Genomic DNA, 15,162 nt, shown 5'->3' on the forward strand with positions numbered 1-15,162 from the left:
GCGCTGTAAGTTAAGTGCAAAGGTTGTTCATATAGGCGTTGCCCAACGACCGTTCAGTCGGGATAATCCCGCGCACCGGGTAAAACGTTCCGACAAGCATGGCTTGGGGCACGCCACCCTCCCAATATCCACCTCTGCAGACCTTTTTCTTATGCACAAAGAACCCCGCAAGGTCCGTGAGTTTCGCCGCCGCGAGCAGGAAATTCTCGACACCGCACTCAAGCTGTTCCTCGACCAGGGTGAAGACAGCGTCACCGTCGAGATGATTGCGGATGCCGTGGGTATCGGCAAAGGCACCATCTACAAGCACTTCAAGTCCAAGGCCGAGATCTACCTGCGCCTGATGCTCGACTACGAGCGCGACCTGAACGAGCTGCTGCACTCGGCCGATGTCGACAAGGACAAGGAAGCGCTGTCCCGCGCCTACTTCGAGTTCCGCATGCGTGACCCGCAGCGCTACCGCCTGTTCGACCGCCTGGAAGAAAAAGTGGTGAAGGGCCATCAGGTACCGGAAATGGTCGAGGAGTTGCACAAGATCCGTGCCTCGAACTTCGAACGCCTGACCCTGCTGATCAAGGGCCGCATCAGCGAAGGCAAGCTGGAAGACGTGCCGCCGTATTTCCACTACTGCGCCGCCTGGGCGTTGGTGCACGGCGCCGTGGCGCTGTACCACTCGCCGTTCTGGAGCAATGTGCTGGAAGACCAGGAAGGGTTCTTCCAGTTCCTGATGGATATCGGCGTGCGCATGGGCAACAAGCGCAAGCACAGCACCGATCTGCCGAACGCCGAAACGCCGGCCACTTGAATCATTCGCCAGCGTGATGGCGATATGATTTCCTGCCCAGCGCAGTAACCCAGGAATATACTCAGGCAAGGACTCTTGCTAAAACTTGATTTTTCAGTCAGGTTTTAGCGCGCCCCCACATTATCCTCTGCCGGAGTGATCCATGATCGTTGATCGTCAAGGCAGGCGATTCCGCAATTTGCGGATCAGCCTGACCTCAGCCTGCAATTACGCTTGTACCTACTGCGTGCCCAACGGCAAGCGGCTGGTGGCTGCGCAGGATGAACTGTCGGCCGAGGCGATGGCGCGGGGCGTCGAGTACCTGATCGAGGCGGCGGGCATCGAGCGCCTGCGTATTACCGGCGGTGAGCCGCTGGTCAGCCCCAAGCTGGAAGCTTTCATGGGCGCGGTGGGGCAGATGGGCTTGAGTGATATCAGCCTGACCACTAATGGCCAACTGCTCGCGCGCAAACTGCCGCTGCTGGTGGACGCCGGGATCCGGCGGATCAACGTGTCCCTCGACACCCTGGACGCCGATGCCTTCCGCAGCATCGCCCGTGGTGGCGACCTGGCTACCGTGCTCGACGGCATGGACCAGGCCAGCGCCGCCGGAATCAAGATCAAGGTCAACATGGTGCCGTTGCGTGGCCAGAACCTCGACCAGGTGATGCCGCTGCTCGACTACTGCCTGGAGCGTGGATACGAACTGCGCTTTATCGAACTGATGCGCATGGGCCACCTGGCCAGCGACTCCAACGCATTCCTCCAGCAATTCGTCAGCCTGCAGCAATTGCTCAGCCTGATCGGCGAGCAGCACGAATACCTGCAAGCCAACGCCCCGGTGGACGCCACCGCGGTGCGCTACGAAGTGCCCGGCAAGGGTTTCTTTGGCGTGATCGCCAATGAAAGCGTGCCGTTCTGCCGCACCTGCTCGCGCCTGCGCCTGTCGTCTACCGGCTGGTTGCATGGCTGCCTGTCGTCGAGCAACCGCCACTACGTCGGCGACCTGCTGGACAAACCCCGCCACCAGGCCCTGCCGGCCTTGCAGCGCTTGTTGGTCAAGGCCCTGGGCGACAAGCAGGAAGTCGCATTCTCCGGCGGCGCCACCATCATGAAGATCATCGGCGGCTAGTCCCGCAAGCTGGCGCAAAATCTGCATCTCGTGCCCATTCGCCGGTTTTCCGTCACCGGCCTCTGGAGAATTAGGATGCGTAGTCTGGTTTTGGTGCTGGCGTCACTCGCGCTGGGTGGCTGCATGACCGTCAGTGATATGGCCGAAGGCACACGCTATCAGATGAGCGATGCCGGGCTGCTGGACCACAGCGATACCCGCCGCGTCAATTCGATCCGCATACAGCCGGACTCCTTTGTGTTTATCGCCCAAGGCGCGTTCACCCCGCCGGGCAGTGCCTATCCACGGCCTAACATCGTGGCCGAGGAAGCCTTCAACGGGTTTGTCGAATACTTCCCGATGGTCCGCCGCGCCCGCAAGCCGGAAGGCCTGGAACAGGCGATGTCAGAAGCCCGCGCGGCCGGCGCCCATTACCTGTTGTACTGCCGCTTCGCCCAGGCGGATGACCGTATCGGCAACGCCGATGAATGGTCTGACCAGGAGGCGGTGGATCGCCTGGGCCTCGACACCGGGACCATTCAGGTGATGTTGATCGAGACCAGCACCCAGTATTTGATTGATACTGTGCGGATTCGCAGTCGTGGCGGTTTACTGACGTTCCACGACAACAAGCCTGAAGATCTGATCGGCAAGCCCCTGGCGCAGTACGCGCGCAGCCTGTTGGGCATGAGCGATCAGTAAGTCACAAGGAGAGCTGCATGACCGACTCGGCCAAGGCCAACGACCTGTTGGCGCAATTGCCCAAGGGCAAGGGGCCCGCACCGGTGCATCTGTGGAACCCGGCGTTTTGCGGCGATATCGACATGCGCATCGCCCGCGACGGCACCTGGTTCTACATGGGCACCCCGATCGGCCGCAAGCCGATGGTCAAGCTGTTCTCCAATATCATCCGCCGCGATGGCGATGATTACTTTTTGATCACTCCAGTGGAAAAGGTCGGAATCAAGGTCGATGACGCGCCCTTCGTCGCCGTTAGCCTGGAAGTCGAAGGGCAGGGCGAAAGCCAGGTGTTGCGCTTTACCACCAACGTGGATGAACAGGTGGAGGCCGATATCGAGCACCCGCTGCGGGTGGTGATCGACCCGGACACCCAGGAACCCTCGCCGTACCTGCGGGTGCGCACCAACCTCGAAGCCCTGGTTCACCGCAACGCGTTCTACCAATTGGTGGAGTTGGCGGTAACCCGTCCGATCAACGGTAAGAACTGGCTTGGCGTCTGGAGCGGCGGGGTATTTTTCCCCATCGGCCTGGAGCCCTGAGGCTGATTTTTTCCTTCCCCTGAAATAATTCGCTTGCTGTAGCCGGGCGCTTTCGGTTATCAATTTGTACATGATTAGACATGTCCGATTTGATAAGAAAAAACGCGTCGTCGACGAGCTGATCCGCCGGATTGAGGGCGGAGTGATGGCTGACGGTGTCCTGCTGCCGGGCGAGCACCAGTTGGCGGAAGAGTTTTCCGTCAGCCGCGGCACCCTGCGTGAAGCCCTGGCTGAGCTCAAGCGCCGCAGCTACATCGCCACCCAGAGCGGTGTCGGCTCCATCGTCACCTTCGACGGCATGGTGCTGGACCAGCGCAGCGGCTGGGCCCAAGCCCTGGCCGACACTGGTGCGGTGGTGACCTCGGAAATCCTGCGCCTGGAAACGGTCACTCGCCCGGACCTGCTCAGCAGCCACGGTACCGACCAATTCGTCGCCCTCGACCGCCGCCGTCGCGCCGCCGACGGCACGTTCGTGTCCCTGGAGCGTTCGCTGATGCCCGCTTCCGGCGGCCTCGAAAGCCTGCCCCAAGTCGGCCTGATCGATAACTCCCTGACCATCACCCTGGCCGCCTACGGTTACGTCGGCGCCACCGGCAATCAGTGGATCGGTGCCGAACCCTTGAGCGAGGAAGACGCCCGGTTGCTCGCTCGCCCGGTGGGCACCGTGTTCCTCAAGGCCCTGCGCACCACCTACGACCGCCAGGACCGCTTCATGGAATCCGTCGAAAGTCTGCTCGACCCTCTGCACTTTCGCCTGCACCTTCAATTTGGAACACCCACATGACTGCCACTACCCGCGCCCTCGGCGCCTTCTACGGCCTGGCCCTGGGCGATGCGTTGGGCATGCCCACCCAGTCCCTGAGCCGCGAGCAGGTCAAGGCGCGTTTCGGTGCGATCACCGCCCTGGAAGATGCCGACGCCGATCAGCCGATCGCGCCGAACATGCCCAAGGGCTCGATCACCGATGACACCGAACAGGCGATCCTTGTCGGCCAGTTGCTGGTGGACGGGCAGGGCAAGATTGAACCTGCTGAACTGGCCCAACGCCTGATCGACTGGGAAGCCGTGATGCGCGCCAAGGGCTCGCAGGACTTGCTGGGCCCGTCCACCAAGCGTGCGATCGACATGATACTGGCCGGCCATACCCCGGAAGAGTCCGGGCGCTACGGCACCACCAACGGCGCCGCCATGCGCATCACCCCGGTGGGTATCGCGGCCGACGTCAACGACCCGGCGCAGTTTATCCAGGCGGTGATCCAGGCCTGCCAGGTCACCCACAACACCAACCTGGGCATCTCCAGTGCTGCAGCGGTGGCGGCGGTGGTGTCTGCCGGGATCAACGGTGTCGACCTGGGCGAGGCGCTGAACATCGGCACCCAGATCGCCCAGCAAGCGGAAAACCACGGCCACTGGATTGCCGGTGGGCGTATCGCCACGCGCATCAGTTGGGCCCGGACCTTGAGCGTCGACAGCGGCGACAAGGCCCTGTTTACCGACCTGCTCTACGAATTGATCGGCACCTCCGTGGCGTCCCAGGAATCGGTGGTGGTGTCGTTTGCCCTCGCGCAGCAGGTCGCGGTGGGTGAAGTGAACGCCTTCGAAGCCCTGTGCATGGCCGCCAGCCTTGGCGGCGACACCGACACCATCGCCGCGATTCTCGGCGCGATGCTCGGTGCGTGCCTGGGGATGCAGTGCTGGCCGGAGGCGATGATCGAACAGGTCAAACGCGTCAATGGCCTGGACCTGGAGCCGCTGGTCCAGGGGCTGCTCGATCTGCGCTGAGCACCGCAGATCAAAAAATGTCGGAGCTGGCTTGCCTGCGATAGCGGTCGATCAGTTGATGAATCATCGACTGACACCACGCTATCGCAGGCAAGCCAGCTCCCACATTGATCGCACCGAGTCAGGAAGACCGGAACAAAGATTCAACTTGCCAACCTGCCACAACCACAAAAAAACAGGCATCAGGAGCACCCCACCATGAGTACGTCCTCTTCCGGCCAAAGCGCCGGGCAATTGGAAACACGCGGCATCGAGCCGGTCCCGGAAGGCGAGTGCAACGGCCATCCGCTGCAACTGTTCTGGGTCTGGTTTGCGGCCAACATCAGCATCCTCGGCTTGCCCTTGGGCGCAACCCTCGTGGCGTTTCGCGGCCTGGCAATCTGGCAGGCGATCATCGTTGCGGTCCTCGGCGCTGCCGGTTCATTTGCGGTGGTCGGCATCATCTCCATCGCCGGCCGTCGTGGCCGTGCCCCGAGCCTGACCCTGTCCCGGGCGATCTTCGGCGTACGCGGCAATATCGGGCCGACTCTGGTGTCGCTGATGTCGCGCCTCGGCTGGGAAACCGTCAACACCACCACCGCCGCGTTCGTGCTGCTGTCGTTGTGCTCGATCCTGTTCAACTCGCCGGTTGCGGCCAAAAGCGCGCCGGTACTGACCCTGCTGTTCATCGGCATCTTCGTGCTGCTGACCCTCGCCGTATCCGGCCTGGGCCACGCCACCTTGCTGGTGATCCAGAAGTGGGCCACCTACGTGTTCGGCGCGCTGAATATCCTGGTGGGCGGTTTCCTTTGCGCCACCATCGACTGGAGCGCGGTGTTCAACGCCACGCCTGCACCGTTGAGCGCGATGATCATCGGCGTCGGCACCATGGCCGCCGGTACCGGTATCGGCTGGGCCAACGCCGGCGCGGATATGTCGCGCTACCAGCATCGCAGCGTCAAGGCCGTGCGCCTGGTGGCGTCGGCGGCCTTTGGTGCGGGGATTCCGCTGGTGCTGTTGATCACCCTCGGCGGCCTGTTGTCCGTGGGCAACAACGACCTGGCGTCGGCCACTGACCCGATCATCGCGATCCGCGACATGCTGCCGACCTGGATGGCGGTGCCGTACCTGATCACCGCGTTTGGCGGGCTGCTGCTGTCGAATAACCTGTCGGTGTACTCGGCAGGCCTCACCACCTTGACCCTCGGCTTGAAGGTCAAGCGTGTGCACGCGGTGATCGTCGACATTGTCGCAATCTTCGCCGGTTCGATCTACTTCATGCTGATCGCTGACAGCTTCTACGGCCCGTTCATCACCTTCATCTCGTTGCTGGCCGTGCCGATCACCGCTTGGGTCGGGATCTTCGTGGTCGACCTGATTCATCGCCACTACTACAGCCCCAAAGACCTGCTGGACGTGACGCCAAGCAGCGCCTACTGGTATCGCGGCGGGGTTGAGTGGCGTGCATTTGGCGCCTGGGCCATCGCGATTGTTTTGGGCTTCAGCTTCACCACCATCGGCACCACGGCCGAGAACATCTGGTTCGCCGGACCGCTGTCCGATTCGTGGCTGGGCCACAACGGCCTGGGCTGGATCGTCACCTTCCTGGTGGCCGGCGGGATTTATGCGGTACTGGGTGGCGCGGCTGATCGTCGCCCGGCTTTGGTAGAGAGCGCTAATGTCTAGATTGCTGCACAGCGGCCAGGTCATCGTCGACCTGGTCATGTCCCTCGACACGTTGCCCGCCACTGGCGGCGATGTATTGGCCAATTCCGCCAGCTTCGAAGCTGGCGGCGGCTTCAACGTGATGGCCGCCGCCCGGCGCAACGGCTTGCCGGTGGTCTATCTGGGCCGCCATGGCACCGGTCGCTTCGGCGACCTGGCGCGCGCGGCGATGCAGGCCGAGGGCATTGAAATGGCCCTGGCCGCCAGCGACGACAAGGACACCGGCCTGTGCGTGTCCCTGACCGAAGCCACCACCGAGCGCACCTTCATTTCCCATATCGGCGCCGAAGGCGACTTGCTGGCGCAAGACCTGGCCAATGCCGTGCCCCGTGCCGACGACTATGTGTACGTCAGTGGTTACAGCCTGCTGCTGGAGGGCAAGGCCAAGGCGTTGCTCGACTGGCTGTTGGCGTTGCCGAGGGCGATCACAGTAGTGTTCGACCCGGGCCCATTGGTGAAGGCGCCGGACTCGGCCTTGATGGTCGCCCTGTTGCCGCGCATCGATATCTGGACCAGCAACGGTCCGGAAGCCTTGGCGTTTACCGGCGCCAGCGATCTGGCCGGCGCCTTGCTCAAGCTCAACGGGCATCTGCCCGCCGAGACCTTGCTGGTGGTGCGCGACGGGCCGAATGGCTGCTGGGTCAGCCGTCACGGCCAGGCCGAGCATGTGCCGGGTTTCAAGGTCAAGGCAGTGGACAGCAACGGTGCGGGCGATGCCCATGCCGGGGTGTTTATCGCGGGCCTGGCCAACGGCCTGGCACCGGCGGCTGCGGCACGTCGCGCGAATGCGGCGGCAGCACTGGCGGTCACGCGCTGGGGCCCGGCCACCTCACCGGGCACGGCGGAAGTGGACGCGTTGTTGAGTGCGGGCTGATTCGGCAGAATAGCCGGCATTGAGCACGGAGCGACGCCATGACCCAGAACATCTACGACACCGAGGTTTTCTTCGAGGGCTACAGCAAGATGGGCCGCTCGGTGGAAGGCCTCGCCGGCGCCCCGGAGTGGCCGGCGTTGCAGGCCATGCTGCCGCCGATGTCGGGGCTGAACGTGGTGGACCTGGGTTGCGGCTACGGTTGGTTCAGTCGCTGGGCCCGGGAGCAGGGCGCCGAGCAGGTGTTGGGGCTGGACGTGTCCCACAAGATGCTGGCTCGGGCGAAGGAGATGACGTCCTCTTCGGGCATCACTTACGCCATTGCCGACCTTGAGCAACTTGAGCTTCCCACCGCCACTTTCGACCTGGCCTACAGCTCGCTGGCCTTCCATTACATCGTCGATCTCAAAGGCCTGTTCGCGCGTATCCATCAAACGCTGGTGCCGGGCGGGCGGTTGGTGTTTTCCATCGAGCACCCGATCTTCATGGCGCCCCGGCAACCGGGTTGGCTGATTGATGAGCAAGGGCGCAAGAGCTGGCCGGTGGACAGTTACCAGCTGGAAGGACCACGGGTGACCAACTGGTTGGCGGATGGCGTGATCAAGCAACATCGCACCTTGGGCACGTTGCTGACGTTGTTGATCGAGGCGGGTTTTACCTTGAGCCATGTCGACGAGTGGGGCCCGAGCGAGGCGGACCTGAAGGCCCGCCCGGCACTGGCCGAAGAACTGGAACGGCCGATGATGCTATTGGTCGCCGCTCACCGCTGACACCGCTATTGGCCTGCTTCGCTTTCCAGCTTGCGGGCCGCTTCCACGCCGGACGCAGTGAGCTTGATCGGCAGGTTCAGCGCGTGTTCCCCGGCATCGTTGCAGGTCACATGGCCTTCCTTGATCCACCCGCGGTCCTGCAAGGTGGCCAGGGCGCTGGCCACCACTTTTTCACCTCGGTAGTTGTCCAGCACTTCCTTGCCCAGCCCACTGGGATGGGCGTGGAGCAGGCGGGTGAGGACTTCTTTTTCGAGATTGTGATCGACGTTCATGCATACCTCTTCACTGGGAAATGGTTGGGTGTTCGTCTTTGCTGCGCGTTAAGGCGCTGGCTGTTTTGGCGCGCCGGGGATGTTTGAGTCATCACCTTTGTTGATCGATGGTGAAGTGGCGCCCGGGCCCATTTTGCCGTTAGGCACCGCACCGCTGTTGCGATTGGTATCGTTACCTTGGGTGTGCGGGTCTTTGCTGTTGTCGATGATGGCGCCGCCGTTGGTGTCCATGCCGGTGCCCATCGAGTCCTTCGACTCCTGGGTGGCCGGGTTGGGCGGGCTGCCGACCGGGTCTGTCGGGCCAGTGCTGGAACCTGTGGAGGCGGCAAAGCTGCTCAGCGAAACCGCAGACAGCAAACCGGTGAGGGCGAGGGCGGCAAATTTGGAAGTCGTCATGATGGTGTCTCCATATGATTAATGTCCTTACCTGATATTGGTCCGCCCCTGTTTGCGATTCGTGCCTCGATACCGACGAACGGTCTTAGGTCGCTTGTAAGATTTTGTGTGATGCGATTCGACGCCAGATCAAGCGCGCCACCGTGATCAACCAGTTGAGCGACGCCACGGCCATCACGCTCATCAACAGGGTCGACATGCCGTATTCGACGATGACCTTGCCCGCCAGCAACGGGAAACCGAACACCCCGATAAAGTACGCCAGGCTGAACAACAGCAACGCCTGGGACGTAGTGCCGGCAGGTGCCTCGTTGGCCGCCAACCCGTTGATCACCGAATACGTCAGGCCATAACCCACGCCCAGGGTGACCGCCGCCAGCAGGTAGCTGAAGTTGCCACTGACCTTGAACCCGAACAGGAAAATCGACACCAGCATCAACCCGGACAACACACACGCCGCCCAATACGGATCACGCCTGACCACGATGCTGGCGATCAGCAGGCGGCTGGTAATCGCCGCGCTCATGAAGCCCAGGAAGAACAGCGAATAGTCCAGCCCGTGCAGCGCCGCGTAGCTGGTCTGGAAACTCGACAGCCCGCCAAACACACAACCGCCGAGGCCCACCATGATGATCGCGAACACCGCCCTGGACGACAGCACCTTGCGCGTGGCCGACCACGAAATCTTGGACACCGGCGCAGTGTGCTGACTGAGTGCCGCACCCAGCCGCCAGAAAATCACCACACCCACCAGGCTCGCCAGCGCTGCGATGTGGAACGCCGCCGTCAGCGAGAAATCCAGGGCACTGGCCGCCCGCCCCAGCAGCGGCCCGGAGCCGATCCCGGTCATCATGCTGCCCGACAGCAGGGCGAAATACTTGGCCCGTTGCGCCGGCTCCACCAGCATCGCCACGATGATCGGCCCCAGTGTGTAGAACACGCCCCAGCCCAAGCCCAGCGACAAGCCAAAAAACATCAGCCCTTCGCCAAACCCCGGCGCCAATGCAAAGCCCAGGCACGCCACCACCAGCAATATGCCGAGGAGGGCGATCGAGCGGGCAGCCCCCAGCATGTCCGCCAGATGGCCGGAAACCAGCACCGCTACAAAGGTGCTGAGCATCGCCATGGAGATCACGCTGCCGGCGTCGTGTTCGTTGCCGCCACGGGCATGGATCAGCAGCGACAGCAAGAATGTCGAACCATATGACAAGGAAAGCAGGTAACTGGCGAGGCAGAAAAGGGCGAACAGTTTCCCGCCAACCGCAGGGGAGGAGTGCATGAAGAGGCCTTGCGTCTGTTGGATTTATGGCCAACTTTTTACCATGCACAGCCCGAGGGTTTGTTCTGTGGTTAGCGGTTCTTGCATTAGCTCGCAGCGGAGTATGGCGTGCCGATTTCTTCGATGAACAGGTCCATGAATCCCTTCAGCCGCTCATGCCGGATCAGCGCCAGGCGTTGCCCGGTCGGCGTCTGAAATCCGTCCGCCAGATGCAGAAGCTTGGTCTGGAAATGGTCGAGGCAAAAGCGCTTGTCGTCGTACTCGCGGTGCCGTGCCGTTGGGTCTGCCGGGTCATACAGCCCGCTGCCCATGCGCCCGGCGATGTAAAACGTGCGGGCCACGCCGATCATGCCGAGGGAATCCAAACGGTCGGCGTCCTGCACAATCTTCGCCTCAAGGGTCAGCGGCGTCAGGCCCGCCGAAAAGCTGTGAGTCTCGATGGCGTGGGTCACCGCAGCAATCGTCTCGGGCTGCCATCCCAGCCCCTGCAAAATTTCACCGGCCTTGTCCGCCGCCAGTTTCGATGCCTTGGACCGCGACGGCGAATTCTTCTCCACCGCCACGCAGTCATGCAGCAGCACCGCCGCCAGCAGCACTTCAAGTTCGCCGCCTTCCTCGGTCTGGATCGAGCGCACGTTGTGCCACACCCGCTGCAAGTGGGACAGGTCGTGGGCGCCGTCTTCCGAAGGCTCGAGGGCGTGGGGCAATAAAGTCGCGGCGAGGTCGGTCAGTGGCGTGAAGGGCATGGGGATTCTCAATGGTCGATAGCCTGCAGGTTAGCCGCGAAGCAAATTGCACTGCAATCGGTCATTAAACCGCCTTAGTATGTGTGCTCTTTTCCCTGACAAGGCCAGTCCATGACCATCGAGATTCGCCCCGCCGTGCCCAGCGATGCTGCGCAGATCCTGACCTTCATCACCGAGCTGGCCGACTACGAGAAAGCCCGTCACGAAGTGATTGCCAGCGTGGTGGACATCGAGCGCAGCCTGTTCAGCGAAGGCGCCACCGCCCATGGCCTGATCTGCCTGCGGGATGGTTTGCCGATCGGCTTTGCGGTGTTCTTTTTCAGCTACTCCACGTGGCTCGGCAGCAACTGCCTGTACCTTGAAGACCTGTACATCAACCCCGAACAACGCGGCGGCGGGGCGGGCAAGAAATTGCTGCGCCACCTGGCGAAAATCGCCTGCGACAACGGCTGTGGGCGTTTCGAGTGGAGTGTGCTGGACTGGAACGAACCGGCCATCGCGTTCTACAAATCCATCGGTGCCCAGCCCCAGGAAGAGTGGGTGCGCTACCGCATGGAAGGCGACGCCCTCAGGGATTTCGCGCAGGGCTAGCGCCCTGTAGGAGCAAGCTTGCTCGCGAAGAACCAAAGAGCGCCGCGGGGTTTCAGATTGTCCGCGCGTTAACGCCCTTCGCGAGCAAGCTCGCTCCTACAGAAAACAAACCGGCCTTCGTGGCCGTTTTTTTATGATTTTGTTCACTATATGGGATGATAATTTATATATTGAGATATTCGGGTTTCTGGGTTTATAGTCTTCTGCATCAGCACTCACTACCAAAAACAAAACAGGTGAAGCGATGCAGGCACAACCGTTGTCGTTACCCCCGGTGCCCGAGCCGACTTACGGCGAGCGACTGAAGAACAAGGTCGTGGTCATCACCGGCGCTGCACAAGGCATTGGCGAGGCCATCGTGGCTTGCTTCCAGGCGCAGCAGGCGCGGCTGGTGATCGGTGATATCCAGGCTGAAAAGGTCGAGCAAGTCGCCGCCCATTGGCGCGAACGCGGCGCCGAGATCTACGCGCAACCCGTCGACATCACCTCCAAGGATCAATGGCGTGCCCTGGTGGACGTGGCCATCGAACGTTTTGGCCGTGTCGATGTGCTGGTCAACTGCGCCGGCGTCAACGTGTTCCGCGACCCGCTGGAAATGACCGACGAAGACTGGCGCCGCTGCTTCGCCATCGACCTCGACGGCGCCTGGTACGGCTGCCGCACCGTGTTGCCGCACATGATCGAGCAGGGCATCGGCAACATCATCAACATCGCCTCCACCCATTCCAGCCACATCATTCCCGGCTGCTTCCCGTACCCGGTGGCCAAGCACGGCCTGCTCGGCCTGACCCGCGCACTCGGCATCGAATACGCGCCCAAGGGCATCCGCGTGAATGCCATCGCGCCGGGCTATATCGAAACCCAACTCAACGTCGATTACTGGAACGGCTTTGCCGACCCCCACGCCGAGCGTCAGCGCGCCTTCGATTTGCACCCGCCCAAACGCATCGGCCAGCCGATTGAAGTGGCAATGACGGCCCTGTTTCTGGCGACCGACGAGGCGCCCTTTATCAATGCCACCTGCCTGATGATCGATGGCGGGCGGTCGGTGATGTACCACGATTAAAACTTTTCCAAATAACAAGAAGAGGTGGTTCATGTTCAAGAAGACACTAGGCACCCTGGCACTCACGATGGCACTCAGCGGCCTGGCTTCTGCCGAAGAAGTGAAGATCGGCTTCCTGGTCAAGCAAGCCGAAGAACCCTGGTTCCAGACCGAATGGGCCTTCGCTGAAAAAGCCGGCAAGGACCATGGTTTCACCGTGATCAAGATCGCCGTGCCCGACGGTGAGAAAACCCTTTCCGCCATCGACACCCTGGCCGCCAACGGCGCCAAGGGCTTTGTGATCTGCCCGCCGGACGTGTCCCTCGGCCCGGCAATCATGGCCAAGGCCAAGCTCAATAACCTGAAAGTGCTGGCGGTGGACGACCGCTTCGTCGACGCCAAGGGCAAGCCCATGGAAGACGTGCCTTACGTCGGCCTGGACGCCTACAAGATCGGCCAGAAACAAGGCGAAGCCATGGCCACCGAAGCCAAGCATCGCAACTGGGACTGGAAGGACACCTACGCCGTCATCAATACCTTTGACGAACTGGAAACCGGCAAGAAACGCACCGACGGTTCGGTAGAGGGCCTCAAGGCCGCCGGCCTGCCGGTCGACCATATCCTGTTCACCGCACAGAAAACCCTCGACGTGCCGGGCGCCATGGACTCCACCAACTCGGCCCTGGTGAAACTGCCCAGCGGCGCGAAAAACCTGCTGATCGGCGGCATGAACGACAGCACCGTACTGGGCGGCGTGCGCGCCACCGAAAGCGCCGGCTTCAAGGCGCCGAATGTGATCGGCGTGGGCATCAACGGCACTGACGCTATCGAAGAGCTGAAAAAATCCGACACCGGTTTCTACGGCTCGATGCTGCTCAGCCCCGACGCCTCCGGCTATAAAACCGCCACGGCGATGTACGAGTGGGTCACCAAGGGTACGGAGCCGGCCAAGTTCACCGCACTGGATAACGTCACCCTGATCACCCGCGCCAACTTCAAGGAAGAGTTGAGCAAGATTGGTCTGTGGAAATGAACAGCGAAGCCCTGCGGTTTAACGGCATCGGCAAGGAGTTTCCCGGGGTGAAAGCCCTGGCGCAGATCAGCTTTGAAGCGCGGCCCCATTCGGTGCATGCGCTGATGGGCGAGAACGGCGCGGGCAAGTCGACCTTGCTGAAAATCCTCGGCGGTTTTTATCCGCCCAACAGCGGCAGTTTGCAGTTGGGCGAGCGCAGCGTGAGTTTCAAATCGGCGGCCGACAGCATCGCCAGCGGCATCGCGGTGATTCACCAGGAGCTGCAACTGGTGCCGGAAATGACCGTCGCCGAGAACCTGCTGCTGGGGCATATGCCATCGCGCTTTGGCGTGGTCAATCGCGGCGCGATGGTGCGCAAGGCACGGGAACTGCTCAAGGGCCTGGCGGATGAAATCGATCCGAACATGCGCCTGGGCAGCCTGTCCCTCGGCCAGCGGCAACTGGTGGAAATCGCCAAGGCCATGTCGCGCAATGCCCATGTGATTGCCTTCGACGAACCCACCAGCAGCCTCTCGGCCCGTGAGATCGAGCGGCTGATGGTGATCATCGCAAGGCTGCGGGATGAAGGCCGGGTGATTCTCTACGTGTCGCACCGCATGGAAGAAGTGTTCCGGATTTGCGATGCGGTGACGGTGTTCAAGGACGGGCGCTTTGTGCGCACGTTCGAAGACATGGCGCAGTTGAACGTCGACCAGTTGGTCAACTGCATGGTCGGGCGCGACATCCAGGACATCTACAACTACCGGCCTCGCGAGCACTTCGGCGAAGCGCTGCGGGTGGAAGGTTTGCTCGGGCCGGGGTTGCAGGAACCGGTGAGCCTGCAGGTGAACAAGGGCGAGATCCTTGGGCTGTTCGGCCTGGTCGGGGCAGGGCGCACGGAGCTGTTGCGCCTGCTGGCCGGGCTGTCCCGCAGTACCCAAGGCGCGCTGGTGTTGCATGGTGAAGCGCAGACGTTCAAGTCGCCGCGGGATGCGATTGCAGCGGGTGTGCTGCTGTGCCCTGAAGACCGCAAGAAGGAAGGCATCGTGCCCCGCGCCAGTGTCGCGGAGAACATCAACATCAGTGCGCGCCGTGACCATGCCCGCTTCGGGTGGCTGATCCAGGGCGGCTGGGAGCGTGCCAACGCCCAGCGGCAGATCAGCGCGCTGAACGTGCGCACGCCGTCTGCCGACCAACCGATTCTGTTCCTGTCGGGCGGCAACCAGCAGAAGGCGATTCTGGGTCGTTGGTTGTCGATGCCGATGAAAGTCTTGCTGCTGGACGAACCGACGCGCGGCATCGATATCGGTGCCAAGTCGGAGATCTACCAGATCATCCACAACCTGGCGGCCAGTGGCATTGCGGTGATCGTAGTGTCCAGCGACCTGATGGAAGTGATGGGCATTTCCGACCGCATCCTGGTGATGAGCGAAGGCGCCCTGACAGGCGAATTGACCCGCGACCAAGCGGACGAAGCACGGCTGCTGCAACTGGCTCTTCCGCGTACGCGGGACTGAAG

General features: G+C 62.1%; 17 protein-coding genes. 13 read left to right on the forward strand and 4 right to left on the reverse strand.

Translation table 11 applies throughout. From position 1 onward, the window contains the following. The first annotated feature begins 151 nt into the window (after positions 1–151). From HX875_RS09330 to HX875_RS09370, 9 genes are all read left to right on the forward strand, one after another. A complete protein-coding gene (locus HX875_RS09330; RefSeq protein WP_004371278.1) occupies positions 152–805 on the forward strand; it encodes a TetR/AcrR family transcriptional regulator in 654 nt (217 codons plus the stop codon). Positions 806–947: 142 nt separating this feature from the next. Then, positions 948–1,916, forward strand: coding sequence for a GTP 3',8-cyclase MoaA (locus HX875_RS09335; protein ID WP_177042969.1), 969 nt, complete (start codon positions 948–950; stop codon positions 1,914–1,916). A gap of 75 nt (positions 1,917–1,991) precedes the next feature. Further along, positions 1,992–2,597, forward strand: coding sequence for a DUF4823 domain-containing protein (locus HX875_RS09340; protein WP_177042970.1), 606 nt, complete (start codon positions 1,992–1,994; stop codon positions 2,595–2,597). Between the two features lie 17 nt (positions 2,598–2,614). Then, positions 2,615–3,175 (forward strand): DUF1285 domain-containing protein, encoded by a 561-nt coding sequence (locus tag HX875_RS09345; RefSeq protein WP_177042971.1) that lies wholly within the window; start codon positions 2,615–2,617, stop codon positions 3,173–3,175. A gap of 70 nt (positions 3,176–3,245) precedes the next feature. After that, positions 3,246–3,959 carry a GntR family transcriptional regulator gene (locus HX875_RS09350; RefSeq protein ID WP_177042972.1) on the forward strand — a complete coding sequence of 238 codons (714 nt, stop codon included), beginning with the start codon at positions 3,246–3,248 and terminating at the stop codon, positions 3,957–3,959. After that, positions 3,956–4,957, forward strand: coding sequence for an ADP-ribosylglycohydrolase family protein (locus HX875_RS09355; protein ID WP_177042973.1), 1,002 nt, complete (start codon positions 3,956–3,958; stop codon positions 4,955–4,957). The genes HX875_RS09350 and HX875_RS09355 overlap by 4 nt, the downstream gene beginning before the upstream one ends. Before the next feature lie 198 nt (positions 4,958–5,155). Next, entirely contained in the window at positions 5,156–6,622 is a 1,467-nt protein-coding gene (locus tag HX875_RS09360) for a purine-cytosine permease family protein (protein WP_177042974.1), read from the forward strand. Continuing rightward, positions 6,615–7,535, forward strand: a complete 921-nt coding sequence (locus HX875_RS09365) for a PfkB family carbohydrate kinase (RefSeq protein WP_177042975.1) — start codon at positions 6,615–6,617, stop codon at positions 7,533–7,535. Before HX875_RS09360 ends, HX875_RS09365 begins: the two co-directional genes overlap by 8 nt. 38 nt (positions 7,536–7,573) lie before the next feature. Next, positions 7,574–8,302: a class I SAM-dependent methyltransferase gene (locus HX875_RS09370; protein ID WP_177042976.1), complete on the forward strand. Its 729-nt coding sequence runs from the start codon at positions 7,574–7,576 to the stop codon at positions 8,300–8,302. Between the two features lie 5 nt (positions 8,303–8,307). Here HX875_RS09370 and HX875_RS09375 read toward each other — a convergent pair whose 3' ends face one another. The 4 genes from HX875_RS09375 to HX875_RS09390 all read right to left on the reverse strand — a co-directional run bounded on the left by HX875_RS09375 (position 8,308) and on the right by HX875_RS09390 (position 10,995). Continuing rightward, positions 8,308–8,574 (reverse strand): hypothetical protein, encoded by a 267-nt coding sequence (locus HX875_RS09375; protein WP_017475797.1) that lies wholly within the window; start codon positions 8,572–8,574, stop codon positions 8,308–8,310. 48 nt (positions 8,575–8,622) lie between these two features. After that, positions 8,623–8,970: a hypothetical protein gene (locus HX875_RS09380; protein ID WP_177042977.1), complete on the reverse strand. Its 348-nt coding sequence runs from the start codon at positions 8,968–8,970 to the stop codon at positions 8,623–8,625. Positions 8,971–9,055: 85 nt separating this feature from the next. Further along, a complete protein-coding gene (locus HX875_RS09385; protein WP_177042978.1) occupies positions 9,056–10,249 on the reverse strand; it encodes an MFS transporter in 1,194 nt (397 codons plus the stop codon). Between the two features lie 86 nt (positions 10,250–10,335). After that, positions 10,336–10,995 (reverse strand): HD domain-containing protein, encoded by a 660-nt coding sequence (locus HX875_RS09390; protein ID WP_177042979.1) that lies wholly within the window; start codon positions 10,993–10,995, stop codon positions 10,336–10,338. A 111-nt stretch (positions 10,996–11,106) separates the two neighbouring features. Between HX875_RS09390 and HX875_RS09395 the strand changes: the two genes are divergently transcribed. From HX875_RS09395 to araG, 4 genes are all read left to right on the forward strand, one after another. Further along, positions 11,107–11,586, forward strand: a complete 480-nt coding sequence (locus HX875_RS09395) for a GNAT family N-acetyltransferase (protein WP_004371239.1) — start codon at positions 11,107–11,109, stop codon at positions 11,584–11,586. A gap of 244 nt (positions 11,587–11,830) precedes the next feature. Then, positions 11,831–12,652, forward strand: a complete 822-nt coding sequence (locus HX875_RS09400) for an SDR family oxidoreductase (protein WP_177042980.1) — start codon at positions 11,831–11,833, stop codon at positions 12,650–12,652. Between the two features lie 31 nt (positions 12,653–12,683). Continuing rightward, on the forward strand, positions 12,684–13,664 hold the full coding sequence (locus HX875_RS09405; RefSeq protein WP_177042981.1) for a substrate-binding domain-containing protein: 981 nt from the start codon (positions 12,684–12,686) through the stop codon (positions 13,662–13,664). After that, positions 13,661–15,160 (forward strand): L-arabinose ABC transporter ATP-binding protein AraG, encoded by a 1,500-nt coding sequence (gene araG / locus HX875_RS09410; protein ID WP_177042982.1) that lies wholly within the window; start codon positions 13,661–13,663, stop codon positions 15,158–15,160. Before HX875_RS09405 ends, araG begins: the two co-directional genes overlap by 4 nt. The last annotated feature ends 2 nt before the right edge of the window (positions 15,161–15,162 follow it).

It is taken from the genome of Pseudomonas yamanorum, assembly GCF_013386765.1.
GTDB classification, from domain to species: domain Bacteria; phylum Pseudomonadota; class Gammaproteobacteria; order Pseudomonadales; family Pseudomonadaceae; genus Aquipseudomonas; species Aquipseudomonas yamanorum_A.

What these genes read in the sequence shown, in the direction of transcription:
- HX875_RS09330 (WP_004371278.1), top strand. Translation starts at nt 152, where the DNA reads ATGCACAAAGAACCCCGCAAGGTCCGTGAGTTTCGCCGCCGCGAGCAG.
- HX875_RS09335 (WP_177042969.1), top strand. Translation starts at nt 948, where the DNA reads ATGATCGTTGATCGTCAAGGCAGGCGATTCCGCAATTTGCGGATCAGC.
- HX875_RS09340 (WP_177042970.1), top strand. Translation starts at nt 1,992, where the DNA reads ATGCGTAGTCTGGTTTTGGTGCTGGCGTCACTCGCGCTGGGTGGCTGC.
- HX875_RS09345 (WP_177042971.1), top strand. Translation starts at nt 2,615, where the DNA reads ATGACCGACTCGGCCAAGGCCAACGACCTGTTGGCGCAATTGCCCAAG.
- HX875_RS09350 (WP_177042972.1), top strand. Translation starts at nt 3,246, where the DNA reads ATGATTAGACATGTCCGATTTGATAAGAAAAAACGCGTCGTCGACGAG.
- HX875_RS09355 (WP_177042973.1), top strand. Translation starts at nt 3,956, where the DNA reads ATGACTGCCACTACCCGCGCCCTCGGCGCCTTCTACGGCCTGGCCCTG.
- HX875_RS09360 (WP_177042974.1), top strand. Translation starts at nt 5,156, where the DNA reads ATGAGTACGTCCTCTTCCGGCCAAAGCGCCGGGCAATTGGAAACACGC.
- HX875_RS09365 (WP_177042975.1), top strand. Translation starts at nt 6,615, where the DNA reads ATGTCTAGATTGCTGCACAGCGGCCAGGTCATCGTCGACCTGGTCATG.
- HX875_RS09370 (WP_177042976.1), top strand. Translation starts at nt 7,574, where the DNA reads ATGACCCAGAACATCTACGACACCGAGGTTTTCTTCGAGGGCTACAGC.
- HX875_RS09375 (WP_017475797.1), bottom strand. Translation starts at nt 8,574, where the DNA reads ATGAACGTCGATCACAATCTCGAAAAAGAAGTCCTCACCCGCCTGCTC.
- HX875_RS09380 (WP_177042977.1), bottom strand. Translation starts at nt 8,970, where the DNA reads ATGACGACTTCCAAATTTGCCGCCCTCGCCCTCACCGGTTTGCTGTCT.
- HX875_RS09385 (WP_177042978.1), bottom strand. Translation starts at nt 10,249, where the DNA reads ATGCACTCCTCCCCTGCGGTTGGCGGGAAACTGTTCGCCCTTTTCTGC.
- HX875_RS09390 (WP_177042979.1), bottom strand. Translation starts at nt 10,995, where the DNA reads ATGCCCTTCACGCCACTGACCGACCTCGCCGCGACTTTATTGCCCCAC.
- HX875_RS09395 (WP_004371239.1), top strand. Translation starts at nt 11,107, where the DNA reads ATGACCATCGAGATTCGCCCCGCCGTGCCCAGCGATGCTGCGCAGATC.
- HX875_RS09400 (WP_177042980.1), top strand. Translation starts at nt 11,831, where the DNA reads ATGCAGGCACAACCGTTGTCGTTACCCCCGGTGCCCGAGCCGACTTAC.
- HX875_RS09405 (WP_177042981.1), top strand. Translation starts at nt 12,684, where the DNA reads ATGTTCAAGAAGACACTAGGCACCCTGGCACTCACGATGGCACTCAGC.
- araG (WP_177042982.1), top strand. Translation starts at nt 13,661, where the DNA reads ATGAACAGCGAAGCCCTGCGGTTTAACGGCATCGGCAAGGAGTTTCCC.